This is a genomic window from Gillisia sp. Hel1_33_143 (genome assembly GCF_900104765.1).
Classification (GTDB): Bacteria; Bacteroidota; Bacteroidia; order Flavobacteriales; family Flavobacteriaceae; genus Gillisia.
On sequence record NZ_LT629737.1, the window covers coordinates 367,317 to 393,983 of the forward strand.

Below are 26,667 nucleotides of genomic sequence, written 5' to 3' on the forward strand. Positions count from 1 at the left end.
TCTATTTTTTCTAGTTGCAAAAGTAGGGCAAATTTTAAATATGCTAAGTAATTAAGCAAAAATCCATAATCTTAGCATTAAATATAGATAGATATTTTTTAATCTGTCACTTTGTCACATCTTAACTAAAAGCTATCTTTGCACGCTAAACTACTTTAAGGTACCGTTGGAATTATGGAGAAGATAATAGATGAAAAATCACAAGGAAATGCCCTTGTTTTAGAACCTAAAGCTGAAAATAAACGCAAATTATTTATAGAAAGCTACGGCTGTGCTATGAATTTTAGCGATAGTGAGATTGTAGCTTCCATTCTTCAAAAAGAAGGATTTAATACCACTCAAAATCTTGAAGACGCAGATCTAGTTCTAGTAAATACTTGCTCAATTAGAGATAAAGCCGAACAAACAGTAAGAAAACGTCTTGAAAAATATAATGCAGTAAAACGCATTAATCCTAAAATGAAGGTGGGCGTTCTTGGCTGCATGGCCGAACGTCTAAAAAGTAAGTTCTTAGAAGAAGAAAAGATAGTAGATCTAGTTGTAGGCCCAGATGCTTATAAAGATCTTCCTAATCTAATAAGTGAAGTTGAAGAAGGTAGAAATGCGGTGAATGTTATTCTATCTAAAGAAGAAACTTATGGAGATATTTCTCCGGTTAGATTGCAAAGTAACGGTGTTTCTGCTTATGTTTCTATTACCAGAGGTTGCGATAATATGTGCACTTTTTGTGTTGTTCCTTTTACTAGAGGAAGAGAACGCAGTAGAGATCCACAAAGTATCATTGAAGAAGTAAATGATCTGGCTGAAAAAGGGTTTAGAGAGATCACTCTTTTAGGACAGAATGTGGACAGTTATTTATGGTATGGCGGCGGACTTAAAAAAGATTTTAAAGATGCTTCTGAAATTCAAAAAGCCACGGCTACAGGTTTTGCAGATCTTTTAAAAATGGTTGCTGAAGCGCAGCCAAAAATGAGAATTAGATTTTCTACTTCCAATCCGCAGGATATGACCATGGACGTAATTCGAGTAGTAGCAGCTCATAATAACATCTGTAACTATATTCATTTACCGGTACAAAGCGGAAGTGATCGCGTATTGAAAAGGATGAACAGATTACATACCCGAGAAGAATATTTTAACCTGATAGATAATATCAAAAAAATAATTCCAGATTGCAGCTTCTCTCAGGATATGATTGCAGGATTTTGCGGCGAGACCGAAGAAGACCACCAAGACACACTTTCTCTTATGGAGCATGTAAAATATCATTTTGGATACATGTATGCCTATTCCACCAGACCTGGAACTTTAGCAGATAAGAAGTACGAAGATGATGTACCGGAAGAGACCAAGAAAAGAAGACTTGCGGAGATTGTTGCTTTACAGCGCAAACATGGTTTGCTTAGAACTCAAGAGCAAATTGGAAAAACCTTGGAAGTGCTAATTGAAAGAGAATCTAAAAAGTCTGACCAGGAATGGAGCGGAAGAACTCCACAAAATATTGTGGCTGTTTTCCCAAAAGGCCATTATAAGATCGGAGACCTTGTAAACGTAAAAATAAAAGATTGTACCAGCGCTACCTTAAAAGGAGAAGCCGTGGGTTACAGTGAAAATAATTAATAATTTTTAACCTCATTTTATTTAAATAAACTTTTACTCTTTAATTAAAAGTGAAATTAAAAAAATGATCTTTAGTACTGTATATGGAATCAGTTCAGGCAACAAAACAAAGATTTGAAATTATTGGGAATGATCCCAAATTAAATCGCGCAGTAGAAAAAGCAATTCAGGTTGCACCTACAGATATTTCGGTATTAGTTACCGGAGAAAGTGGGGTTGGAAAAGAAAGTATTCCTAAGATCATCCATTCCCTATCTCATAGAAAGCATGGCAAATATATTGCTGTTAACTGTGGAGCTATTCCAGAAGGGACTATAGACAGTGAATTATTTGGCCACGAAAAAGGATCTTTTACTGGAGCCAATCAAACAAGAAATGGATATTTTGAAGTTGCCGACGGAGGTACTATTTTTTTAGATGAAGTAGGAGAACTTCCTTTAACCACTCAGGTAAGATTACTACGGGTTTTGGAAAATGGCGAGTTCATAAAAGTAGGATCATCAAAGGTTCAGAAAACAGACGTAAGAATTGTTGCCGCGACCAACGTGCAAATGTTCGAAGCTATCAAAAAGAATAAATTTAGGGAAGATCTATATTATAGATTAAGTACGGTAGAGATCAACTTACCACCTCTTAGAGATAGAAAAGAAGACATTCACTTATTGTTTAGAAAATTTGCTGCAGATTTTGCGCTTAAATATAAGATGCCTACCATAAGGTTGGAAGATGATGCGGTAGAACTTTTACTGAAATATCAATGGGGTGGTAATATCCGTCAGTTAAGAAATATAGCGGAACAAATTTCAGTCTTAGAACAAGAGAGAAGCATTAATGGCAATAAGCTTAAGGGGTATCTCCCTAATATTGGAAGTAACCTTCCTGCTGTGATCTCAGACAAAAAAAGCGATGCAGATTTCAGCAATGAAAGAGAGATCTTATACAAGGTTCTTTTTGACATGAAAGGCGATCTTAATGATCTAAAAAAGCTAACCTTGAAATTAATGGAAAGTGGAAACTATCAAAAAGTTCAGGAAGAGCACGAAGGACTTATTGAAAAGATCTACGGAGAAGAAGATGATAAAGAGGAGACCGAAGATATTAGCGAAGAAAAAATGGAAGTTCTTCAGCTAGAAGATCATCAAGCCAGAGAGCGAGAAAGTGAAAGAGAACGAGAAGACAAATATTATTTTGCAGAAGAGATCGAAGAAGAAGAAACCCTTTCGCTACAGGATAAAGAATTGGAGCTAATAAAAAAATCTTTAGAAAGACATAACGGTAAACGTAAGAATGCTGCAGAAGAATTAGGCATAAGTGAAAGAACCCTGTATAGAAAGATAAAACAATATGATTTGTAAGTCTTTGACATTAAAATTTAAATAAAATTCTATTACAATGAAAAGATTAAGTATACTGGTTTTATCTATAATTTTTATGATGAGCTTTCAGTCTTGCGGAATTTACTCTTTTACAGGAGCAGATACAGGTGGGGCTTCCACCTTTCAGGTAAATTACTTCCAGAACGCAGCAGATCTTGTAGAACCAGGAATAGATAGAACTTTTACTCTAGAATTACAGGATCTTATTCAAAATCAGACTAATTTGAGCCTTACCAATTCTGGAGGGGATCTGGTATATGAAGGAGAGATCATAGATTATTATATTGCTCCAATGTCTGCAACAGCACAAAATACTGCAGCACAAAACAGATTAACAATTTCGGTAAATGTTAGGTATTTTAATACCATAGACCCTGAGAAAGATTTTGAAAGAAGATTTTCTTTCTATTATGATTATGATGCTAATGCGCAATTACAAGGAGCAGTTCTAGAAACCGCATTGAGTGAGATCTTTACAAGAATTACTCAGGATATATTCAATGCTTCATTAACAAATTGGTAATGAATTCACAAGATCTTGCATATTTACTGGAAAATTCGGCTTCTGTTACTCGCGAGAGCACCACTGAACTGGAAAGTATTTTAAAAAAATACCCATTTTTTCAGGCGGCACGTGCAATTCATTTAAAGGGCCTTTACAGTAAAGAAAGTGATACGTATAATACCAACTTAAAAAAGACGGCAGCCTATACTGTAGACAGAAGCGTGCTTTTTGATTTTATCACTTCGAAAGATTTTAATCAAGACAGAATTGCACTGCAGATCAAGAAACAAGAAGATTTTCTTAACAATATCACAGTTTTTGAGCCTCAAGAAGTTTTTGGTCATAGAAGCATAGCCATAGATGAGGCCATTAAAATGAAGAAAGATGAGTCTGACAAGGTTATGGACCCATTTCTTTTTGAAAGAGCAGAATCTAATGCTACAGAAGTTGGTACAGACACTATAGAAGAACCTAAAGAAGTTGCAGCCCCTGCAGAGCTAGGAACTCCGCTTAATTTTGATGATTCTGAAGCTCATTCCTTTTCAGAATGGTTACGTTTAACTTCAGCAAAACCTATCGAAAGAGAATCAGAAGAAAATGTTAAAAGCAGAGACCGTAAATTTGAGCTTATTGATGATTTTATTGCAAAAAGTCCGAAGATAAAACCTAACAAATCTACTACTTCCACCAACATTGCCCTAGATCGCACCATACCACCTGAAGCCTTAATGACAGAGACTTTAGCTCGAGTTTACTTAGAACAAAAAAATTATAAAAAGGCTATTCAGGCTTATAAAATTTTAATTTTGAAAAATCCCGAAAAAAGTGGTTTCTTTGCAGACCAAATTCGGGCAATTAAGAAATTACAAGAAAATAATACAGGACAAGGATGAGCACATTCACTATTTTTTTAGCATTGATTATTATTGTAGCATTTTTACTAGTTGTAGTAATCATGGTTCAAAATCCTAAAGGTGGCGGACTTTCATCTTCCTTTGGAGGTGGCGGAGGTCAGCAATTAGGAGGAGTAAAGAAAACTACAGACTTTTTAGATAAAAGTACATGGACTTTAGCTACATTATTATTGGTTCTTATTTTACTTTCTAATGTTACTATTTTAGATGGTAATGGAACTGCAGAATCTAGAATTATAGATGGTAATGCACCTGCACAAAATGCAATTCCTGCAACCAACCAAACTGCACCTGCAGCTTCTCCTGTTCAACAACAGACGGAGGCTCAAGACAACCAGTAGATCATTCAAAAGCTTTATATACAGGAATGCCAGCTTATGACAAGCTGGCATTTTTTGTTTATATATGTCAGTAATATGGTAGTGGCATAATTTTAGTCAGTTATAGCAATACGAGATAAAAACTAATTAAATAAAAATAATTACACATGGCATTAAACATTAAACCGCTTTCAGACAGAGTTCTTATTGAGCCTGCTGCAGCCGAAACCAAAACCGCTTCAGGAATTTACATTCCAGAAACTGCAAAAGAAAAACCTCAAAAAGGTAAAGTAGTAGCTGTTGGGAAAGGATCTAAAAAGCATGAAATGACTGTTAAGGTTGGAGATGAAGTACTTTATGGTAAATATGCTGGAACCGAGCTAAAACTAGAAGGTAAAGATTATCTAATTATGCGAGAAGACGATATTCTTGCAATTGTGTAAACTTCACAAAAATTCATACCACTGTTATAAGTTGGATATGAAAAAAACCAAATAAAATACAATTAACTAATTGCTTCCTGTTTCGCAGGAAAACAAAAAATTATTGAAAATGGCAAAAGATATTAAATTTAACCTAGCTGCCCGTGATGGGATTAAGCGTGGTGTAGATGCTTTAGCAGATGCAGTAAAAGTAACATTAGGACCAAAAGGAAGAAACGTAATTATTAGTAAATCTTTTGGAGCTCCAACAGTTACTAAAGATGGAGTAAGTGTAGCTAAAGAAATAGAATTAGAGGACCCGTTAGAGAATATGGGAGCTCAAATGGTAAAAGAAGTTGCTTCTAAAACCAACGATCTTGCAGGAGATGGTACTACTACAGCTACCGTACTTGCACAAGCTATCGTAAAAGAAGGTTTAAAGAATGTTGCTGCAGGTGCAAACCCAATGGATCTTAAAAGAGGGATCGATAAAGCTGTATTAGCTTTAACCGAGAATCTTGCAAAGCAATCTCAAGAAGTTGGAAACTCTTCTGAAAAAATAAAACAAGTAGCGTCTATCTCTGCTAATAACGATGACCATATTGGGGAATTGATTGCACAGGCTTTCCAAAAAGTTGGTAAAGATGGTGTAATTACTGTAGAAGAAGCGAAAGGTACAGAAACTCATGTAGATGTTGTGGAAGGTATGCAGTTTGACCGTGGGTATCTTTCTCCATATTTTGTTACCAATAGTGAGAAAATGACTTCAGATCTTGAAGATCCATATATCTTGTTATATGATAAGAAAATATCTTCTATGAAAGATCTTCTTCCTGTATTAGAGCCAGTTGCTCAATCTGGAAAACCATTATTGATTATTGCTGAAGATGTTGATGGAGAAGCATTAGCTACCTTAGTAGTGAATAAATTAAGAGGTTCACTTAAAATTGCTGCTGTTAAAGCTCCAGGTTTTGGAGACAGAAGAAAAGCAATGTTAGAAGACATCGCAATCTTAACGGGTGGTACTGTAATTTCTGAAGAAAGAGGATTTTCTCTAGAAAATGCAACTATCGATATGTTAGGAACTGCAGAAAAAGTTGCTATAGATAAAGATAACACTACAATTGTAAATGGTGCTGGAGACAATGCTATGATCAAAGAACGTGTTGGACAAATTAAATCTCAAATTGAGTCTACAACGTCAGATTACGACAAAGAAAAACTTCAAGAGCGTTTAGCTAAACTTTCTGGTGGTGTTGCTGTACTTTATGTAGGTGCTGCTTCAGAAGTGGAGATGAAAGAAAAGAAAGACAGAGTAGATGATGCTTTAAATGCAACTCGTGCTGCTATTGAAGAAGGAATTGTTGCCGGAGGTGGTGTTGCTCTTGTAAGAGCTAAAATTGCCTTAGACAGTATTAAAGCGGAAAATGCAGATGAGAACACAGGTATCCAGATCATTAGACGTGCTGTAGAATCTCCACTTAGAACTATTGTAGAAAATGCTGGTGGGGAGGGTTCTGTTGTAATTAACAAGGTTTCTGAAGGAAAAGATAACTTTGGTTATGATGCTAAGACAGATACTTACGTAGACATGATGAAAGCTGGTATTATTGATCCTAAGAAAGTAACAAGAATTGCATTAGAAAATGCTGCTTCTGTTGCTGGAATGATCTTAACTACAGAGTGTGCTTTAATAGATATAAAAGAAGATAGCGCCGGTGGTGGTATGCCAGGCGGAATGGGTGGCGGAATGCCAGGAATGATGTAAGACTATCATCATAAGCCCTAAATATTTTATCAATACCCGCTTTATTTATTTAGAGCGGGTATTTTTTTTTATAATTTGCTAACTTCTGAAGATCAAACATCAGAATTTCAATTTTTATATATGAATAGACAATATTGGATCTTACTTGTTTTAATTGGTATTCTAGCGATTACTTACTTTACAGGACCAACAATACCAACTCCCAAATATTCCACTACGACTCCTGTTTACCCCGAAAATCTACAAGAGTTAGAAGAGAAAATAACAACATCTGAAGCCTCGTTTCAAACCAGAGAGGATAATGAAGCTAGGATAATTTGGCAGGATAGTATTCCAAAAAAAACAGAATATAGTATAGTGTATCTCCATGGATTTGCGGGGAGCTACCAGGATGGCTTTCCTGTTAATGTGAATATCGCAGATACTTTACATGCAAACATCTATTTAGCAAGATGGTCTGGCCATGGATTAAAACCACCGCATTCTTTAAACGATTTTACTCCAGATAATGCCTGGATGTCTGCAAAAGAGGCGCTTGAAATAGGAAAAACAATAGGAAAGAAAGTAATTATTATGAGCACCTCAACCGGAGGAACCTTAGCTTTGAATTTAGCTGCTACCTACCCAGAATCTGTTTATGCCATAATAAACATGGGGCCTAATGTAGAAGATGATATGCCGGGAACTTTTATATTAAATTCGCATTGGGGATATGAAATAGCCAATTTGATCTCTCTTGGCTCCAATAAAAAAATAGAACACGAACAGGAAATTGCTAGAAATTATTGGGATACTATTTATCCATCTAAAGCGCTGGTAGATCTTCAGGTTTTAGTTGAAAGTACTATGACACCAAAAACTTTCAAAAAAATTAATTCTCCTGTACTTACATTATTTTATAAGAAAAATGCTTTTGAAAAAGATGAACATGTTGAAGTAAGCGTCTATCCGGAGATGTATGAACTATTATCTACTCCAAGCTCTAAAAAGAAATTGGTAGCTTTAAAAACGCCGGAAACTCATTTTGTGGGTAGTGAGATAAAATCTAAAGACACAAAGATCGTTGAAAAGGAAATTGTAAAATTTCTAACGGAGAATCTAAAAATAGATTTAAACACTCTGAAATAAATTTAAGTTTACACCATAAAAAAAGCCACCTTTAAAAGTGGCTTTTTTTTTATTTTATAAGAACATCTTAAGATACTGCTTTCAACTTATTAATGGTTGAGTTATTAAGCATATTCTCCGCATACTCTTTTGTAACATTAAGTTTATGTTCTCCACTTTCTGGAAGTTCGAACATAGCATCTGTAAGAATAGCTTCACATAATGAACGTAGCCCTCTAGCACCTAACTTATATTCTATTGCTTTCTCTACGATAAAATCTAAGGCATCATCTGTAATATCAAACTCGATATCATCCATTTCAAACAACTTTTGATATTGTTTGATAATAGCATTTTTAGGCTCCGTAAGAATTGCTCTTAAAGTTCCTTTATCTAAAGGATTCATATATGTTAATGCCGGCAATCTACCAATGATCTCAGGAATCAGTCCAAAATCTTTAAGATCTTTAGGAATGATATACTTTAAAAGGTTGGTACGCTCTATCTCATCATCTCCTTTAGACGCGCTAAAACCTACCGCTTGCATATTTAAACGCTTACTAATATTTCTTTCGATACCATCAAAAGCACCACCAGCAATGAATAAGATATTTTCTGTATCTACTTCAATAAACTTTTGATCTGGATGCTTACGCCCTCCTTTTGGTGGAACATTAACGGTAGTTCCTTCCAAAAGTTTTAAAAGTGCCTGTTGCACTCCTTCTCCAGAAACATCTCTTGTAATAGAAGGATTGTCACTTTTTCGTGCAATCTTATCTATCTCATCTATAAATACAATTCCGTGTTGAGCTTTCTCTAAATTATAATCTGCAGCTTGTAATAGCTTAGTTAAAATTCCTTCTACATCCTCCCCAACATATCCTGCTTCTGTAAGTACAGTTGCATCTACAATTGCTAAAGGAACATTAAGCATCTTAGAAATTGTCTTAGCCATAAGGGTTTTTCCTGTTCCGGTCTCCCCTACCATGATAATATTACTTTTTTGGATCTCTATATCATCATCAGACTTTGGCTGCAGTAAACGCTTGTAGTGATTATAAACCGCTACAGACATTACTTTCTTTGTTGCTTCCTGACCGATGATATATTCATCTAAAAAGGCTTTAATAGCCTTTGGTTTGCTTAACATTAGATCTGCAGACAATTCTTTAGCCTCACCCTGTTTAGACTCTTCTATAACAATACCGTGAGCCTGCTCTATACACTTATCACATATATGAGCATCCAGTCCTGCAATTAATAGATTGGTTTCTGGTTTTTTCCTTCCACAAAAGGAACATTCTAAATCATCTTTCGCCATTGGTTGTCTTTTCAAATTTTAAATACCATCACTACATAACTTATTAGCGATGGTATTTAAGATATGTATTATGATTCTCTCTTTAAAACTTCATCAATCATCCCGTACTCCTTAGCTTTTTCTGCTCTCATCCAGAAATCTCTATCACTATCATCTGCGATCTTTTCATAAGGTTGCCCAGTGTGCTTAGCAATGATATCATACAACTCTTTTTTAAGCGTTAGGATCTCGCGCGCTGTGATCTCAATATCACTTGCCTGTCCTTGTGCTCCACCAAGAGGCTGATGAATCATAACTCTAGAATGTGGAAGTCCACTTCTTTTTCCTTTTGCACCAGCACATAATAATACTGCTCCCATAGATGCAGCCATACCTGTACAAATAGTAGCAACATCTGGCTTTATGAACTGCATGGTATCGTAAATTCCCAAACCTGCATATACACTTCCTCCCGGAGAGTTAATATAAATCTGAATATCTTTGGATGCGTCTGTACTCTCTAAGAACAATAGTTGAGCTTGTATAATATTAGCTACCTGGTCATTGATCCCGGTGCCCATAAATATAATTCTATCCATCATTAACCTTGAAAATACATCCATGGCTACTGCATTCATTTGACGTTCTTCTATAATATTTGGAGTCATACCAACCGGCATCATGCTACTTACTATTTGGTTATAGTAATTGCTATTTATACCGCGATCCTTAATGGCATATTTCTCGAATTCTTTTCCGTAATCCATAGCTTTTAAAGTTCTTTTTTTTAAGTAAATAAGGCGTTACCCTTATTGGTTAACGCCTTAAAGATATGATTAAATATCAAGAAAGACTACTTGTAGATCTCTTTAACAAAGTCTTCATAAGTTACTTCTTTCTCTTTCAATTTGATATTCTCTTTGTAGAAACCAAGAAGTTTTTCATTCATGATCTGCTCAGATAAACGCTTTACTTCATCTTGATTAGATAAAACTCTAGCAGCAATGTCATCCAATTCTTTTTCTGCAGGATCGGTTTGACCGAACTGAGCCATTTGTTCTTTAATTCTTTCTACAGTAAAGGCCTTAAGATCTTCAAATTTAACTTCTAATTTATTCTCCTGAATTAATTTTCCTTCAATAAGTTGAAAGCGTAATCCTTGCTCGCTCTTGGTATATTCTTCTACCGCTTCCTCTTGAGTTAGTGGCTTTTCTCCAACTGTTTGAATCCATTTTTGTAAGAATTCTTTTGGAAGGTCAAATTTGTTGTTTTCAATTAATGCTTCAGTAACATCATTTAACAATTGCTGATCGCTCTGTTGCTTGAATTGTTTTGCAGCATCTTCTTTGATCTTTTCTTTAAGATCTTCTACAGATTTCACTTCTTCGTTCGCAAATAACTTATCGAACAATTCTTTATTCAATTCTGCTAATTCCTGCTTATTGATCTCTTTAATAGTAAATTCTACAGCAACATCAAGATCATGAGCTTTATCGTGTTCTACTTTAAGTAGTTCCACCAATTGGTGATCATCTTCAAAAAGACCTTTAGTTTTAAGGCTTATGACATCTCCAACCTTTGCTCCTAAAAATTTATTAAGGTTTTTCTTTCCTTTTAAATTTTCTAATGGAAGTGAAGTTTCATTATCAATACCTTCTTCTTCATTCTTAAAAGTCCCGGTAAGAATATCATTTTCTTCTGCAACTTCTTTAGAAACAAGTTTTCCATATTGCTTTTGGATTTGGGTTACCTGATTGTCTATCATCTCTTCCCCAGCTACAATATTATAATGCGTAATTGGCTCTTTAGTCTTAAGATCTAAATCAAATTTAGGAGATAATCCTAATTCAAATTCAAAGCTATAATCATCTTTATTCCAATCAAAATTTTTCTGTTCTTTTGGAAGTGGATTTCCTAAAACATCTAATTTTTCTTCGGTTAAATATTTATTAAGTGCATCTTGCAATAACTTATTCACCTCGTCTACCAGAACGGCTTGTCCATATTGTTTTTTCACCATTCCCATTGGAACATGACCTTTTCTAAAACCAGGAATATTTGCATTTTTCCTGTAATCTTTTAGAATCTTATCAACTTTCTCGTTATAGTCTTCCTTTGCGATTTCTACTTTAACTACCGCATTCAATTCATCAATATTCTCTCTGGTAATATTCATCTTAACTTTTTATAAAAATTGGTGTGCAAAAGTACACATTTTTTGATTCTTCTCAAAGTTTCAAATAGCTGAATTACAGCTAGCTTAATCTGATCCTAATAACGAATAAAGTACAGATTGAAATAGCGAAAGCAATAAGCTAAAAATTAATGCAACCCAAAAACCATCTACTGCAAAGCCTGTAATAAATCCATCTGCAAGTAATATGATAACTGCATTAATTACAAGTAGGAATAACCCAAGGGTTATAATAGTTACAGGCAGGGTAAAGAGTACTAAGATTGGCTTTACAATGAGATTTAAAAGCGCCAACACTATCGCTACAATAATTGCAGTGCCATATCCTGCTACACTTACGCCAGGTAAAAATTGTGATAATAAAATTACCGCCACCGCAGTAAGTAATATTCTTAGAATGAACTTCATAATAATTCTATTTGAATTGATTCGAAACAAAATTGCAAAAAAAACGCCGGAAAAGTTCCGGCGTTTTAACAATTTAAGATTTAATTATAATTAAGACATTTTCCCCTTAAATCATAGGTATTATTTACTGTACGTTATTACTTACAGTTATAGTATTATAGTTACCAATATTTACTTTAGGAACCGTAGAACCATACTTAGCATTTACTACATCTAAAATTCTATTTGCAATAAGGGCGTATCCACGAGGTGTTGGATGTACTCCATCTAAAGAAAAAGCACCACCAGTAGCAAACGTAGAAGTAACCATACCAGCATCATAAGCAACACCACCATTAGCAACCTTAGTTAATAATGCTCTTGTATCTAAATATGCTAAACCATTAGCATCGGCAAGACCTTTTATAGTTGCATTATAACTAGCTGTAGCTGTAGAAATATTAAGCAACTCATCTCTATCTAACGCATCTTTATCGTCTATCCCGCTAACTGCATCAATAACCATCTGAGCTTGTTCTGCAGTTGGCTGACCACCAGTTTGAAGAATTCCCAATACTTGCATTACCTCTGGAGATAATACTACAGAACCGTAACCTTGCGCTAATGCACCCTGATTGATAGTAAGAAGTAGTAATTCATCATCTGTCATCTGACGGAAACCTAAAGGATTGGTATCTGATTTAGGCACATCTATTAAAAATCTATTTGGACCTGCATTAAATGTAATTGCATATTGTGCAGCTAGGGCTTGAGCTTGTGGCCCAGGAACTCCTTTTAACATTAAGCTTTGAGTAGTGATTCCTGTTACAGCCTGAAAAAATCCAGTTAAACTAGCAGCTGTACCAGCATCTAATACCAAGGCATTGTTAGGAACCGTAGTAAAGAAAGGAACAGAAGTTACATCAGGAATATTCAACAACACCCCATCTGCACCATTTCCAGTTAAAGCTGAAACTAATTGAGAATACACAGCTCCAAATACACTAGGATCTGTAATATCATTTGCTCCATACCCAGCAAAATTTTGATCTCCAGTTCTATCTTCTCCTATTCCTCCAGAAGTAGCGTATGCCAACACATCATTATTCCCTATAAACAATGAAAAGAAAGTAGGATTTTGTGCTACTGCATCTGCAATAACGGTTGTTCCTGGTGTTGAAGCAAATCTAACAAAATATGGGTTGGCTGTTCCAACTGCAACTCCAGATACATCTCCATATCCTGGAGCTAATAAATGAAAACTTTTTGCACCCGGCACACCCATATTATTAAAAGGACCTGCCAAAACGTTAGTAATATCTGTAGTAGAAGTTCCTGCTAAAACTCTAGGAGCAGGATTTCCATTCGCATCTACAGCTAAAACTCTTCTATTCGAAGTAATTTGATTTCCAGCTAACAATAATCCTCCAAGATTATCAGACATTAGAGGTTGCTTAAATTCTGAAGTTTCCTGAACCAATGAGAATTGTTGCGCTAAAATGTTTGGGTAAGAGGTTTCTTGTCCCGTAATGTAAAGTGCTCCATCTGCGTATCCAGCAGTAAGGGAATTACCAAGAGCAACATAATTTGTAAAATCTGCATCTCCGTTAGAGTAAAAACCAGGTTCATCTATAGGATTGTCTAATTCTGGTTCGCATGAAACTACCCCAAGAGCTAGAAACGGTAAATATTTTAAATAATTTTTCATTTTTATAAACTGGTTTATAATATTATAGTTTGTAAGTAATTCCTAATCCAGGTATAAAAGCGCTAGATTTATAGGTTCCAGAGAAAGGTACTGCCACTCCATTTTCAAAGTAATAATCATAAGAAGCGTCAACTTCTTTGAATCTTGAATAAAGGAAAGCTGCATCTATAGCAAAATGATCACTTATGTTAAGCGAAAGACCTGCTGTAAAGTTGTTTGAATCATTACGAGGAGTTTCCGGAGCAAAATATCCTTCCTGAACAGGAGACTCATCAAAGTAGTAACCAGCTCTTAAAGTAATCCAATCTGTAGCTTCGTACTGAAGTCCGAATCTATAGTTAGAACTATCCTTATAGTTTCTAGGATTTGTAGAATCTGGAGTTGCATTTGCGAAGTCTATATCTAAAGAGTTATAAACGCTCCATAAGGTTTGATTATAATCAAAAGCAAATAACCACTTATCCATAAATTCATAAGATAGACCAACTGTTAATTCTGCAGGCATAGGTAAAGTTGCATCAAATTTAGTATCTGAGAACGGAGTTAAAGGAGAATTAGGAACATTTTCAAATGTTGCATCCCCAGCTTCTGCCTCTAAAAGTATTTCAGAACGATAGTTAAAACCTACTCTTAAATTTTCTGTTGGAGAGAACATAGCACTTGCAGACCATCCCCAGTTTGTAACACCACTAGCATCTACAGTTACATTACTTCTATTTCCGTCAATATCTGTAACAGTTCTGTTCAGGTTTCTATTAAAGTTAACGCTTCCAGTTACAAAAATAGGCCCCCCTCCAACGCTAAAGTATTCTGATAATTTTACAGATACTAAAGGCTGAATATAGATAGCAGCTAAATCTATATTATTTACTAAGTGTGAACCTGCCCAATCCTGTTCCCAATCTACAGCACTTCCGTAAGGCGTATACGCACTTAACCCCACTGCTAACCAGTCATTCACTTTATAAGTTGCATAAAGGTAAAAAGGAGTTCCAACAGGACTATCGGTTTCTGACGTTTGTCCAAATTCATCATTTTGAAATACCACTTTAGAGAATACTCCACTCACCCCAGCAGAAACATTTAATCTGTTTTCTAGATACACAATACCAGATGGATTAAAGAAGCCCAATTCTGCACTGTTAACTACGGCCACACCGGTATGCCCCATTGCCAAGGCACGCTGTCCTTGCAAACTCACACGATATCCTCCAGCGTAGATGGCAGATGTTGCCAAAACAAACACCGTTAGAAATAATAGTTTTTTCATAATTTAATTTGGATTAGTTTTCGTTTTTGAAAAATGTACACCTCAAATTTAGCATAAAATACATATTACGCAATAAATATGGCATTTTTATTATGCGTACATAATATATCCACCCTAAGGCTGTAAAAATCGCATTACATTGGCATAAAAATCCTTCATGTTTTCAGCGTGCACCCAGTGCCCAGCCTTAGCAATTACAACGATTTCGTTATTTGGAAAGTGAAGAGATATTAGAGGCTCATCTTCAGAAGTTATATAATTTGATCGCTCTCCTTTTATAAATAATGTTTGTTTTTTGAACCTAATTCCTGCAGGTAAAGCTTCTCCAATCTCTTCGGAAGCATCTTTGAGCACCTCTAAGTTCATTCTTAAAGCCAGCTTCTCTTTTGTCTTCCAATACAAATTTTTCAGCAAGAACAATCTAGTACCTTTATCTTTAATATAGGTTTCTAAAAAATCTTCAGCGTCACCTCTAGAGGTAAGCACTTGATTGCTTAAGGCATCCAACCCACCAAGAATCTCTTGATGATGTGGTGCATAATATTTTGGTCCGATATCCACAATTATGACTTTCTCTATAAGATCTGGATATTCTCCAGCAGCCCTCATAGCCACTTTTCCTCCCATAGAGTGCCCCAATAGAATTATATTTTTGAGATCATTCTTTTCACAATATTCTTTAAGATCCTGAGCCATCACCCTATAACTCATTTCTTCAGTATGCGGACTTCTACCGTGGTTTCTTTGATCTAAGAGATGAACCTGATATCCTTGCTCTGCAAATTTCCCCCCCAGAGTTTTCCAGTTATCGCTCATTCCCAAAAATCCGTGCAATATGATAAGAGGTTGCCCCTCACCTATTATTGTAGATTTTAAATCTATCATCGTTTAAGAAGGTTTAAATATTTCTGAATGGTGGTTTCTAATCCGAAGTATAAAGATTCTGTAATTAAAGCATGTCCTATAGAGACTTCTAAAAGATCTGGAAGTTGTTGTGCAAAATATTCAATGTTCTTTAGGGACAGATCATGACCAGCATTTACTCCCATGCCCAAACTTGTAGCCAATCTTGAACATTCTGCATATATATTCACCGCTTCTTTATTCCCCTTTTCATATTGTTCTGCAAAGGCTTCTGTATATAACTCTACCCTGTCTGTGCCAGTTGCCACCGCATTTTTTATTTTCTCCACATCTGGATCTATAAAAATGGAAGTTCTAATCCCATTGCTCTTAAATTCTGAGATCACCTCCGTTAAAAAGTCTTTATGTTTTAAAGTATCCCAACCTGCGTTAGAAGTAATAGCATCTTCTGCATCCGGAACAAGTGTCACCTGCTCTGGCTTAACTTTAAGAACTAGATCTATAAATGAGGAAACAGGATTCCCCTCCATATTAAATTCTGTAGTAACAATAGGCTTTAGATCTATACAATCCTGATATTTAATATGTCTTTCATCGGGTCTTGGATGTACAGTAATACCTTGCGCTCCAAATTTTTCTATATCCTTAGTAAATTGCAAAAGATCTGGAACATTCCCACCACGTGCGTTACGCAAAGTGGCTATTTTATTAATGTTTACGCTTAAATGAGTCATTATAATTATCTTTGATTAACAAAAATACAAAGTTGAGCCTGCCCTATTGAATTTTATTTTAATTAATTTGCACAAAAATGAAGAGGAATTATGAGTATTGAGAGTCATATAATTAACGATGTAGGCATCCAAAATCTAGGCACTTCAGTTAAGGAATTACAGAAATTATTCAACAAACTAACGTACTCTCATTTGCCGGTGCAAAATGAAGGCGTTTACCTGGGAAGCATTTCTGAAAATGATATTAGATGTTTCGAGACCGATAGAACTATTAAAGATTATCAATACTCTTTAGAAGGTTTTTTTGTTCGAGATACAGATTATTGGCTAGATACTTTAGAGACATTTGCTCAAAACCAAACCAATATCCTGCCTGTTCTAAATTCTGAAAACAAATATCTTGGCTATTTGGAACTGAGCGATATTATTAACTTCTTTAATGAAACTCCATTTTTAAATGAACCAGGAGGAATTTTAGTAATAGAAAAATTAAATAAAGATATTTCCTTTAGTGAGATTAGTCAAATTGTAGAATCTCATAATGCAGCATTTTTAGGTATGTTTGTATCTTCAAGATCTGCAGATCTCACTCAGGTAACCATTAAGCTAAGCACCTCTGTTTTAAATGATATTCTTCAAACTTTTAGAAGGTATGGATACTCAATTATTTCAGAACATCAGGAAGATAGCTTTCAAAAGAATCTTGATGACAGGTCTGACTATCTTGATAAATATTTAAACATTTAATTATGAAAGTCGGCATCTACGGTCAATTTTACCATAAAGACTCTGGTATTTATATAGAAAAATTATTAGACGTTCTGGAGCAGCAAAACATCAATGTTGTAATTGAAGAAAACTTTTTGGAGATCATTAATGCAAATAAATCATTTCAAAAAGAGTATCTCAATTTTAGCACTTTTACTGAATTGGATGAAAGCTACGATCTTTTCTTTAGTATAGGTGGAGACGGTACCATTCTAAAATCTATCAATTTCATAAAAGATCTAAATATTCCAATTTTAGGTATCAATACAGGAAGATTGGGATTTTTGGCTACTATTCAGAAAGAAGAGATCGAACAAACGATTTCTTTCATACTCGAAAAAAAATTCAGCATTTCAGAAAGAACAGTACTTGCTATAGAAACAGATCCTAAGAGCAGTGAAATTGAAGAAAGTGATTTTGCGCTAAATGAGATAGCGGTTAGCAGAAAGAACACTACTTCTATGATCACTGTAGAAACTTGGTTGAATGACCAATACTTAACCTCCTACTGGGCAGATGGTTTAATTATTTCCACACCCACAGGATCTACCGGCTATTCATTAAGCTGCGGAGGACCGGTAATTGTACCCAATACCGATGCATTGGTTATTACACCAATTGCACCACACAATTTAAATGCAAGACCACTTGTAATTAAAGATAATACCAAGATCACCCTAAAGGTCTCTGGAAGAGAAGATTTCTATCTTGTATCTATGGATTCTCGCATTGCAACCCTAAGCAATGAGACAACCATTATCATTAAAACAGCTCCATTTAAGATAAGCATGGTAGAGCTTCATACAGATAGTTTTCTAAAAACATTGAGAAAAAAGCTTTTATGGGGAGAAGACAAAAGGAATTAAACAATAATTTCCCCCAAACATTGTTTAATAAGATATACTAAACCACACAAATTATTGTAGGGCAAACATTATTGTTATATTTGCAAACTTTTGAAATTCTATGAGGCACCTTATTGTATTAGTTTTTATGTTTGCTTGCTGCTCCACGGCAATCGCTCAAAGATTTGAAATAGGACCATTTGTTGGCGGCGCCAATTATATTGGTGATGTGGGAAGCACTGCTTACATTAACCCGAGCGGTCTTGTTGTTGGAGGTATTGCTAAATGGAATGCTCATCCAAGATATAGCTTTAGAGGCTCTATAATGTATGGATTTGTAAGTGGAGATGATGCAAAATCTAATGAAATTAGAAGGCAACAAAGAGGCTATACTTTTGACAATAAAATAGCTGAGGCTTCTTTAGGTCTGGAATTCAATTTCTGGGAGTTTGACCTTACAGATGCTGTTCAACAAGGTACTCCATACTTATATTCTGGAATAACTTATTTCCATTCTAACCATCAAATTCTAACCACTAGCCTACCAACTGTAGGAAATCTAAGAGAATCTAGCGGAAACTGGGAGTTTTCTGTACCTATTATTTTTGGGTATAAACAAACAATCACATCAAAGATCATTGGAGCTATAGAGGTGGGTGCTAGATATACCTTTACAGACAATTTAGATGGAAGTAATCCTCAAGAACTTTTAGGAAGAAGAGAGCCTGCAAAAGAATTTGGGAATAAAAACACGAATGACTGGTACATTTTTTCCGGTATCAGCCTTACCTTTACGTTCGGGCAAAAACCCTGTTACTGCAATTAAGAAAATAATGTTCAAAGAGAAATTAAACCCTGACAGCCTTCCTAAACATATCTCCATAATCATGGATGGTAATGGTAGGTGGGCTAAGCAAAAAGGTTTTTTAAGAGCGCTTGGCCATGAAGAAGGAACCATTGCCGTAAGAGATGTGGTAGAAGGATGTGCAGAAATTGGGGTAGAGAATCTAACACTTTATGCTTTCTCCACAGAAAACTGGAATAGACCTAAGCTTGAAGTAGACACCTTAATGAGACTGTTAGTATCTTCTTTAAAGAAGGAGATCAAAACTCTGGTTAAGAATAATATTAAACTACAAGCTATTGGTAACCTTGGGAATCTCCCTAAAAAAGCTCAAAAAGAATTAACCGAAGTAATAGAGAAAACTAAGGAAAACGAGCGTATGACGCTTACTTTAGCGCTTAGTTATGGTTCTAGAGAAGAGCTAATTCAAGTTGTGAAACAAATTAGCGAGAAAGTAAAAAACAATGAATTAATGCCCGATGCTATTGATGAATCAATTATAAATCAGCATCTTTACACCCAAAATTTACCAGACGTAGATTTACTTATCCGAACTAGTGGCGAGCAACGGATAAGCAATTTTTTATTGTGGCAAATAGCTTACGCCGAACTATATTTTACAAATATACTGTGGCCCGATTTTCGTAAAGAAAATTTATACGAGGCCATTTATAATTATCAAACCAGAGAAAGAAGATTTGGAAAAACCAGTGAGCAGATCAGTTAGTGCAGAAATGACCAGAAAATGGTTAATCCTTTTGTCATTTTGTTTATTTACCCTGTCATTTCAAGCCCAGGATTTACCCCTGGCAGACGGAAAGAAATACACCATAGGAAATATAAATGTTACCGGTACCGTAACTTATAACGAGCAAACCGTTATAGCTTACACGGGCCTTAAGAAAGGTGATGAACTTTATATTCCCGGAGATAGACTTAGTAAAGTGCTTAAGAAACTTTGGGATCTTGGCCTATTTAGCGATATCAATTTTTATGTTACGAACATAGACGGTGATGTGGCAGATCTGGAACTGGAGATCCAAGAAGTTCCTGAACTTGCTGAAGTAAGAGTACAAGGAATCAAAAGAAAGTCTGATAAAGAAGACCTTATAAAAGAGAGCAATCTTACTCCCGGAACTAAGGTTACAGAGAATCTAACCACTACCACCAAGAATTATATAGAGAACAAGTATAAAAAAGAGGGTTATTTTAACTCTAAAGTTGCCATTAATACAAGCGAAGTTAAAGATACCACCGGCGGAAATAAAGTTAACATGGTTGTTAACATAGATAAAGGCCAAAAGGTAAAGATCACCGATATTGAATTTATTGGTAATGAAAAATTTAGCGATTCAAAATTAAAAGGAGCTTTAGGAAAAACTAAAGAGAAAAATTTCTTTAGATTTTGGAAGCGCTCTAAATTTATTGAAGCAGATTATGAAGCAGATAAGATCAGCTTAATAAATAAGTATAAGGAGAATGGATTTAGAGATGCTAGAATAGTTTCTGATACCCTTATCAAAAAAGACGCAGATAATGTAGCTCTTAATATCAGCCTAGAAGAAGGAAACAAATATTATATTGGTAATATAGATTTTATTGGAAATACGGTATATACAGATGATTTTCTTGGAAGAGTAGTTGGTCTTAGAAAAGGAGATGTTTATAACGGAGTATTGCTTAAGAAAAGAATTGCAGATGATTCTAAACCAGACGCACAAGATCTTTCTAATCTTTACAAAAATAACGGATATCTTTTCGCCAATATCAATACTGTAGAGACTAATGTTTATAATGATACTATAGACTTTGAAATTAGAATAGTTGAAGGGAAAGAAGCTTATTTTAATAATATTAGTGTTATTGGAAACGATAAAACAAAAGATCATGTAATCTACAGAGAGCTTTACACAAAACCAGGACAGAAATATAGCCAGGAGAACGTAATTAGAACTATAAGAGAACTTGGACAATTAGGTTTCTTTGACGCAGAATCTATCATTCCTAACTTTCAGAACGTAGATCCAGATAATGGTACTTTAGACATGGAGTATTCTGTGGTTGAAGCCGGAGGTAGTCAAATTGAACTACAAGGTGGTTATGGTGGAGGAGGTTTTATTGGTACCTTAGGTTTATCATTTAACAACTTTTCTCTTGCAGGAATTTTTGATAAAGAATCTTATAAGCCTCTTCCTATGGGAGATGGTCAATCTTTGTCTTTAAGAGCTCAGGCCAGTATTTTCTACCAGACCTATAGTCTTTCTTTCGTAGAACCATGGTTAGGTGGTGTAAAGCCAGTGAGCTTGTCTACTTCCTTTTCTTACACAAGACAATTCTTCTATGATTATCAAAGAAGAAAAGCAGATAGAGATAGAAGTTTTGATATTTTAGGTGTAAATGTTGGACTTGCAAAACGTTTAAACTGGCCAGATGATTACTTTACATTATCTCAAGCTGTAGGTTACCAACGTTATGACCTTAACAATTATAACACCGGTCTATTCTCATTTGGAGATGGATTCTCAAACAGTTTAACCTATACAATTGGGTTAAGCAGAGATAGCAGAAGAATTAACCCAATTTTCCCTACCGGAGGTTCATTATTTAGCTTTACTGCAAAACTTACCCCTCCATACTCACTAATAAACGGAACAGATTATGCAGACCTTGCTAATCAAAGAGAATTCCAATTAGAAGACGAAAATGGAAATCTAATCCTAACAGACGGAACAAGATTGAAACCAGGAGAAGAACCTGTTGGAGATCAAACTAAAATAGATCAAGAGAAATTCAAATGGCTAGAATATTACAAAGTGAAATTCTCTGCAGAATGGTTCAACACTCTTTTCAACTTTGGTGGTAACAGTAACCTAGTATTAAGAACTAAAGCTGAATACGGTTTCTTAGGAGCCTATAATAATGATCGAGGAATTCCTCCTTTTGAAAGATTTTACTTAGGTGGATCTGGACTTGGTGCATTTAGTATGGATGGGAGAGAAACAATTGGTTTAAGAGGATATCCAGATAATCAAATCGTACCAATAGATAGAAATGGTTTAAGCGCTGCTACAGATAATGATGGAGCGGTTATCTACAATAAATATTCCTTAGAGTTAAGATTCCCTATAACATTAAAACCTATGGCATCTATCTACGCTCTTACCTTCCTAGAAGCAGGAGCTAACTATGATAACTTTAGAGATTTTAATCCATTTATCTTAAATAGATCTGCTGGAGCTGGTTTAAGAATCTACATGCCTCAATTTGGACTATTAGGAATTGACTTCGGATATGGATTTGATCCACTTCCGGGAGAAACATCTGCACATGGATGGGAAACTCACTTTATTATAGGGCAACAGTTTTAATATTTTGGCACGATTATTTCTAACATTATTAATATGAATCACCTTAGGCTAATTCTTATTTCTTGCGCGCTAGGATTGGGATTGCAAATGCAAGCTCAAAAGCCAAACAGGATTGCTTATATAGATATGGAATACATTTTACAAAATGTTCCGGAATATCAACAAGCCTCTGTGCAATTAGAAACAAGAGTTCAGCAATGGAAAAATGAGTTAGATACAGATCTTAAAAAAGTTGAAGGCATGAAAATTGCTTTAGAACAAGAAAGACCTTTATTAACAAAAGAACTTATTGAAGAGAGAGAAGCAACCATAAGTTTTGAAGAATCTAAAATAGCAGAATACCAGCAAAAAAGATTTGGACCTAATGGAGATCTTATCCTTCAAAAAAAGCAATTGATCAAACCAATCCAGGATCAGGTTTTTAATGCTATTCAGGAAATGGGAGAGCTTAGAAAATATGATTTCATTTTTGATAGAACCTCAAATATGGGTATGGTTTTTTCTGCGGAGAAGCATAACATAAGTGATCAAGTACTTAGAATTATTACGAGATCTGCCAATAGAGAGCAATTAAGCACTAGAAAGGAAATTGCTAAAATGGAAGAGGAAGAAGGTCGTACTGTTGAAGAAGATCTGGAAATAACAGAAAAGAAACAGGCTGCAGAATCTGCTCAAAATGAAAGAGAAGCTTATATAGAGCAGCGTAAAAAAGAAAGAGATTCTATAAGATCTGAAAAGCAGAGAGCTTTTGAAGAACGAAGAGCTAAGGTTCTGGAAGAAAGACAAAGAAAGAAAGATTCTATAGATAACGTTAGAAAGCAAAAAATAGAAGCCGTACAAAAATCAGAAAACAATAATTAAAATGAGTAAAATTAACACCTTAACACTTAATAATTCAAAAATGAAACAATTTAGAACATTTTTTATAGCCTTGGCTTTAACAATTGGAGCAACTGCTTTTACAAACGCTCAAACTAAGATTTCTCACATAGCTTCTCAAGAATTAGTAGAATCTATGCCAGCTTTTAAGGAAGCTCAAGCACAACTTGAAAAACTTCAGAAAACTTATGATGCTGAGATTAGAGATATGATGACTGAAGCTCAAAAAACGATGAAACGTTACGAGTCTGAAGCTGCTACAAAAACAGAAGAAGAAAACTCTAAAAGAGCACAAGAACTACAAACTACACAAAGAAGAATTCAAGAGCACGGACAAAATGCTCAACAGGATCTTCAGAAAAAAGAAGTAGATCTTCTAAAGCCTATCTACGAGAAAGCTAGAGTAGCTATTCAAAAAGTTGCTAGAGCTAAAGGATATAACTACGTATTAGATTCTTCAAATGGATCTGGAGTAATTATGGCAGATGGTTATAATTTAATGCCAGATGTAAAGAAGGAATTAGGAATGTAATATTTCTTTAAATAATCTTATAAAACTGCGCTCCATTGGGGCGCAGTTTTTATTTTTGTAGCAATGAGCAATTCACAACCTATTGGATTTTTTGATTCGGGAGTTGGAGGAACTTCCATCTGGAAAGAAGTGATTCAATTACTTCCAATGGAAAATTCTATTTATTTAGCAGATAGCAAGAATGCTCCTTATGGAGAAAAATCTAAGAAAGAGATCATAGACTTAAGTGTTAAGAATACAGACAAACTCTTAGACATGGGCTGCAAAATTATTGTGGTTGCCTGTAATACCGCTACCACCAATGCTATTAAATGGCTCAGGGCAAATTACGACGTTCCTTTTATAGGTATTGAACCCGCTATTAAGCCTGCCGCTTTACAATCAAAAACAAAATCTATTGGTATTTTAGCCACTAAAGGAACACTCTCTAGCGATCTTTTCGCTAAAACTTCAGAACTTTATTCTAAAGATATAGAGATCACCGAAGTGGTTGGACATGGATTGGTAAAACTTATTGAAGAAGGCAATCTAGAAAGTATAGAAATGAATGCCCTTTTAATAGATCTAGTTCAACCATTCCTAAAGAAAGAAATAGACTGCCTTGTTTTAGGCTGTAGTCACTACCCCTACTTACTACCTCAACTCAAAAGTATTCTACCAAAGGAAGTGGCTATTATAGATTCTGGAGAAGCGGTTGCAAAGCAAACTAGAAATGTACTTAAAGAGCTCGATCTGTTAAACCTATCAATAGAAACTCCTAATCATCTACTATATACCAACTCAGACAAGGAAGTTTTGGCAAATTTAGCACACACGTCTAATATTAATGCACAAATATTTGAGGCAGAATTTTAATTGATAGCAGGACATTCACATTCCCATCTTTCCCTATTCTTTCCAAAATTATATCCCAAGGTAATTTGATGAAACCCGGAATTACTAAGTACCAAAGAATTCATTTGGTAACTATAGGTATAGGCAAATACAAATCGCTTATAGTCATAACCTAAAAACGGAGTTAAATATTGTAGTTTTTGATTCTCAACCTTTTCACCATCCAACGTATATTCTGCACCTTCAAAACTACGTCTAAAAGAAGCTCCACCCCATAGACTTCCATTTTCCAGTTCTTTATATACTTTAAAGTTTACATCTACAGATGCCTCTTTAGTTGCATCTCTTAATTGTAGCATTACAGAAGGCTCATACCCCCAGTCACTATTATTCTTAGTAAATAGGTATCCGGCAGAAAATAGATACTTACGCTGATTGCTAGGTACCGCATCAGAAAAGAATAGATCTCTTCTTACATTCAATATATTCTTTACGGTAGCATGAGCGTAGAATTCATGATAATAGTAAGACATCCCTACATCCATATTGGCATAATAATCAGATTGATTATTACCGCTTACCAAAGGGTCAAATTCCCTAAAATTACTTTGATCTAAAGAATGCTGAATTAACCCCCCACTTATTCCAAAAGATAACTGATTTAAGTCGAATTCACTTCTAGACATTAATAAATGGTAGGCAAAGGTTCCATAGAATCCTCGTGTAGAAAAGTTTCCGTTTTCATCATTAAAGGCGATTACGCCCAACCCTATTTTATCCCAAACTCTTCCATGCACATTTAAGGTTTGTAAGCTTGGAGCATCTTCCACGTCAAACCACTGTTGTCTTGCGGTAAGCCTAATTTTATTATAATTGGAAGCTCCAGCCATAGATGGATGTAGCAAGTAAAGGTTATCTGTAAGATAGTCTGAATAGGTTGGAATAACTTCCTGAGCCGTTGTTTGAAGACAGCCGCCAAAAAAAAACAACGCGCAAAGAAACAAACCTTTAAAAAGGTTTAATAATAGTTTGAAATTCATGTATACTTTTAATCGGTCCCCAATAAGTTAGAAATATAAGGAAATTTTAGAGGTCTCCACCAATATCAATTATGAATATGTAGCTAAGCCTACTTTCTTTTAGTAATTTTGCAAAAAATAATAACTATGAATCCATATACCATCCATATACAACCCACCACTAATCCTGCTATCGTAAAATTTGAGACCAATCAATTCTTAACGAGGCACGATAGTTTTGAGTTTAAGAATATTGAAGAGGCTGCAAAGTCTCCATTGGCACAACAACTTTTTTACCTTCCTTTTGTAAAGACGGTTTTTATTACTCAAAACTTTATTGCAATAGAAAAATATAATATTGTTGAATGGAGCGATGTTCAAGAAGAAGTAGCAGATCAGCTTAAAGAATATTTAAATAGCGGAAGTGAGATCATAAAAACGGAAGAGGTGTCTACTTCTAAGAAAGTACCTGTAACAGTTTATGCAGAAAGCACTCCAAATCCTTCTGTGATGAAATTTGTTGCCAATAAAAAGCTGGTAATAGCTCCCATAGAATTTAAGAATATAGACGACACTAAAAATGCTCCAATGGCGAGAAAATTATTCAATTTTCCATTCGTTAAAGAGATCTTTATGGATGAGAACTATATCTCTGTAAACAAATATGATGTAGCAGATTGGAATGAGATCACCATGGAGATCCGAGAGTTTATCAGAATCTATATTGAAGAGGGAAATGAGGTAATGACCAAGCAGGAATTAGAAACAGAGACCTCCGAAGAAAATGTTTCTCAAAGTAATAAACCTTCTGCCAAAGTACAAGCAGTAGAACCTAGAGATCTAGATGAGATCTCCCAACAAGTAGTAGATATTCTAGATGAGTATATTAAACCTGCTGTTGCTAGTGATGGAGGTAATATTATGTTCGATTCATACAATCCAGAGACCAAGACCGTAAAAGTTATTTTACAGGGTGCTTGCAGCGGTTGTCCGTCTTCTACTGCCACTTTAAAGAGCGGAATAGAAACAATGATGAGAGACATGCTTCACGGCCATGTGAGCTATGTAGAAGCGGTTAACGGATAATCT

General features: G+C 35.1%; 26 protein-coding genes. 17 read left to right on the forward strand and 9 right to left on the reverse strand.

Going from position 1 to position 26,667, the window contains the following annotated elements:
- Positions 1 to 174 precede the first annotated feature (174 nt).
- From miaB to BLT84_RS01725, 8 genes are all read left to right on the forward strand, one after another.
- A complete protein-coding gene (miaB, locus tag BLT84_RS01690; RefSeq protein WP_034888607.1) occupies positions 175 to 1,620 on the forward strand; it encodes a tRNA (N6-isopentenyl adenosine(37)-C2)-methylthiotransferase MiaB in 1,446 nt (481 codons plus the stop codon).
- 83 nt (positions 1,621 to 1,703) lie between these two features.
- The gene (locus BLT84_RS01695) at positions 1,704 to 2,975 is read left to right on the forward strand and encodes a sigma 54-interacting transcriptional regulator (RefSeq protein WP_034888605.1); all 1,272 of its coding nucleotides are present in this window, start codon (positions 1,704 to 1,706) and stop codon (positions 2,973 to 2,975) included.
- 37 nt (positions 2,976 to 3,012) lie between these two features.
- Positions 3,013 to 3,519 (forward strand): LptE family protein, encoded by a 507-nt coding sequence (locus BLT84_RS01700; protein WP_034888604.1) that lies wholly within the window; start codon positions 3,013 to 3,015, stop codon positions 3,517 to 3,519.
- Positions 3,519 to 4,394 carry a hypothetical protein gene (locus BLT84_RS01705; RefSeq protein WP_091262450.1) on the forward strand — a complete coding sequence of 292 codons (876 nt, stop codon included), beginning with the start codon at positions 3,519 to 3,521 and terminating at the stop codon, positions 4,392 to 4,394. Before BLT84_RS01700 ends, BLT84_RS01705 begins: the two co-directional genes overlap by 1 nt.
- Positions 4,391 to 4,756 (forward strand): preprotein translocase subunit SecG, encoded by a 366-nt coding sequence (gene secG, locus BLT84_RS01710; RefSeq protein ID WP_034888600.1) that lies wholly within the window; start codon positions 4,391 to 4,393, stop codon positions 4,754 to 4,756. The genes BLT84_RS01705 and secG overlap by 4 nt, the downstream gene beginning before the upstream one ends.
- Positions 4,757 to 4,902: 146 nt before the next feature.
- On the forward strand, positions 4,903 to 5,178 hold the full coding sequence (gene groES, locus BLT84_RS01715; RefSeq protein ID WP_034888598.1) for a co-chaperone GroES: 276 nt from the start codon (positions 4,903 to 4,905) through the stop codon (positions 5,176 to 5,178).
- Positions 5,179 to 5,287: 109 nt separating this feature from the next.
- On the forward strand, positions 5,288 to 6,925 hold the full coding sequence (groL, locus tag BLT84_RS01720) for a chaperonin GroEL (RefSeq protein WP_034888597.1): 1,638 nt from the start codon (positions 5,288 to 5,290) through the stop codon (positions 6,923 to 6,925).
- Positions 6,926 to 7,045: 120 nt separating this feature from the next.
- On the forward strand, positions 7,046 to 8,053 hold the full coding sequence (locus BLT84_RS01725; protein ID WP_157717883.1) for an alpha/beta hydrolase: 1,008 nt from the start codon (positions 7,046 to 7,048) through the stop codon (positions 8,051 to 8,053).
- Between the two features lie 67 nt (positions 8,054 to 8,120).
- Here BLT84_RS01725 and clpX read toward each other — a convergent pair whose 3' ends face one another.
- The 8 genes from clpX to BLT84_RS01765 all read right to left on the reverse strand — a co-directional run bounded on the left by clpX (position 8,121) and on the right by BLT84_RS01765 (position 16,489).
- Positions 8,121 to 9,353: an ATP-dependent Clp protease ATP-binding subunit ClpX gene (clpX, locus tag BLT84_RS01730; RefSeq protein WP_034888596.1), complete on the reverse strand. Its 1,233-nt coding sequence runs from the start codon at positions 9,351 to 9,353 to the stop codon at positions 8,121 to 8,123.
- 68 nt (positions 9,354 to 9,421) lie between these two features.
- Complete coding sequence (clpP, locus tag BLT84_RS01735) at positions 9,422 to 10,099, reverse strand: ATP-dependent Clp endopeptidase proteolytic subunit ClpP (RefSeq protein WP_034888594.1); 678 nt, start codon at positions 10,097 to 10,099, stop codon at positions 9,422 to 9,424.
- Positions 10,100 to 10,185: 86 nt separating this feature from the next.
- Complete coding sequence (tig, locus tag BLT84_RS01740; protein WP_091262454.1) at positions 10,186 to 11,508, reverse strand: trigger factor; 1,323 nt, start codon at positions 11,506 to 11,508, stop codon at positions 10,186 to 10,188.
- A gap of 84 nt (positions 11,509 to 11,592) precedes the next feature.
- Entirely contained in the window at positions 11,593 to 11,934 is a 342-nt protein-coding gene (locus tag BLT84_RS01745; protein ID WP_034888588.1) for a phage holin family protein, read from the reverse strand.
- A 124-nt stretch (positions 11,935 to 12,058) separates the two neighbouring features.
- Complete coding sequence (locus BLT84_RS01750) at positions 12,059 to 13,621, reverse strand: G-D-S-L family lipolytic protein (protein WP_091262456.1); 1,563 nt, start codon at positions 13,619 to 13,621, stop codon at positions 12,059 to 12,061.
- A gap of 22 nt (positions 13,622 to 13,643) precedes the next feature.
- Positions 13,644 to 14,891: an OmpP1/FadL family transporter gene (locus BLT84_RS01755; protein WP_034888584.1), complete on the reverse strand. Its 1,248-nt coding sequence runs from the start codon at positions 14,889 to 14,891 to the stop codon at positions 13,644 to 13,646.
- Between the two features lie 114 nt (positions 14,892 to 15,005).
- Positions 15,006 to 15,776, reverse strand: coding sequence for an alpha/beta fold hydrolase (locus BLT84_RS01760; RefSeq protein WP_091262457.1), 771 nt, complete (start codon positions 15,774 to 15,776; stop codon positions 15,006 to 15,008).
- Positions 15,773 to 16,489: a pyridoxine 5'-phosphate synthase gene (locus tag BLT84_RS01765; RefSeq protein WP_091262459.1), complete on the reverse strand. Its 717-nt coding sequence runs from the start codon at positions 16,487 to 16,489 to the stop codon at positions 15,773 to 15,775. Before BLT84_RS01765 ends, BLT84_RS01760 begins: the two co-directional genes overlap by 4 nt.
- A gap of 90 nt (positions 16,490 to 16,579) precedes the next feature.
- Between BLT84_RS01765 and BLT84_RS01770 the strand changes: the two genes are divergently transcribed.
- The 8 genes from BLT84_RS01770 to murI all read left to right on the forward strand — a co-directional run bounded on the left by BLT84_RS01770 (position 16,580) and on the right by murI (position 24,580).
- A complete protein-coding gene (locus tag BLT84_RS01770) occupies positions 16,580 to 17,236 on the forward strand; it encodes a CBS domain-containing protein (RefSeq protein ID WP_034888580.1) in 657 nt (218 codons plus the stop codon).
- A 2-nt stretch (positions 17,237 to 17,238) separates the two neighbouring features.
- Entirely contained in the window at positions 17,239 to 18,123 is an 885-nt protein-coding gene (locus tag BLT84_RS01775; protein WP_091262462.1) for an NAD kinase, read from the forward strand.
- Between the two features lie 100 nt (positions 18,124 to 18,223).
- Positions 18,224 to 18,928, forward strand: coding sequence for a DUF6089 family protein (locus BLT84_RS01780; protein ID WP_091262464.1), 705 nt, complete (start codon positions 18,224 to 18,226; stop codon positions 18,926 to 18,928).
- Between the two features lie 7 nt (positions 18,929 to 18,935).
- The gene (locus BLT84_RS01785) at positions 18,936 to 19,673 is read left to right on the forward strand and encodes an isoprenyl transferase (RefSeq protein WP_091262466.1); all 738 of its coding nucleotides are present in this window, start codon (positions 18,936 to 18,938) and stop codon (positions 19,671 to 19,673) included.
- A 7-nt stretch (positions 19,674 to 19,680) separates the two neighbouring features.
- Entirely contained in the window at positions 19,681 to 22,314 is a 2,634-nt protein-coding gene (gene bamA / locus BLT84_RS01790) for an outer membrane protein assembly factor BamA (RefSeq protein WP_091262468.1), read from the forward strand.
- A 33-nt stretch (positions 22,315 to 22,347) separates the two neighbouring features.
- The gene (locus tag BLT84_RS01795; protein WP_034888569.1) at positions 22,348 to 23,175 is read left to right on the forward strand and encodes an OmpH family outer membrane protein; all 828 of its coding nucleotides are present in this window, start codon (positions 22,348 to 22,350) and stop codon (positions 23,173 to 23,175) included.
- Between the two features lie 40 nt (positions 23,176 to 23,215).
- A complete protein-coding gene (locus BLT84_RS01800; protein WP_034893953.1) occupies positions 23,216 to 23,725 on the forward strand; it encodes an OmpH family outer membrane protein in 510 nt (169 codons plus the stop codon).
- Between the two features lie 63 nt (positions 23,726 to 23,788).
- Positions 23,789 to 24,580, forward strand: coding sequence for a glutamate racemase (murI, locus tag BLT84_RS01805; protein ID WP_091262469.1), 792 nt, complete (start codon positions 23,789 to 23,791; stop codon positions 24,578 to 24,580).
- Here murI and BLT84_RS01810 read toward each other — a convergent pair.
- The gene (locus BLT84_RS01810) at positions 24,577 to 25,599 is read right to left on the reverse strand and encodes a type IX secretion system membrane protein PorP/SprF (RefSeq protein ID WP_091262471.1); all 1,023 of its coding nucleotides are present in this window, start codon (positions 25,597 to 25,599) and stop codon (positions 24,577 to 24,579) included. The genes murI and BLT84_RS01810 overlap by 4 nt on opposite strands.
- Before the next feature lie 126 nt (positions 25,600 to 25,725).
- On the opposite strand from BLT84_RS01810, the gene BLT84_RS01815 reads away from it, so the two are divergent.
- Entirely contained in the window at positions 25,726 to 26,664 is a 939-nt protein-coding gene (locus BLT84_RS01815) for a NifU family protein (protein WP_091262473.1), read from the forward strand.
- Positions 26,665 to 26,667 lie beyond the last annotated feature (3 nt).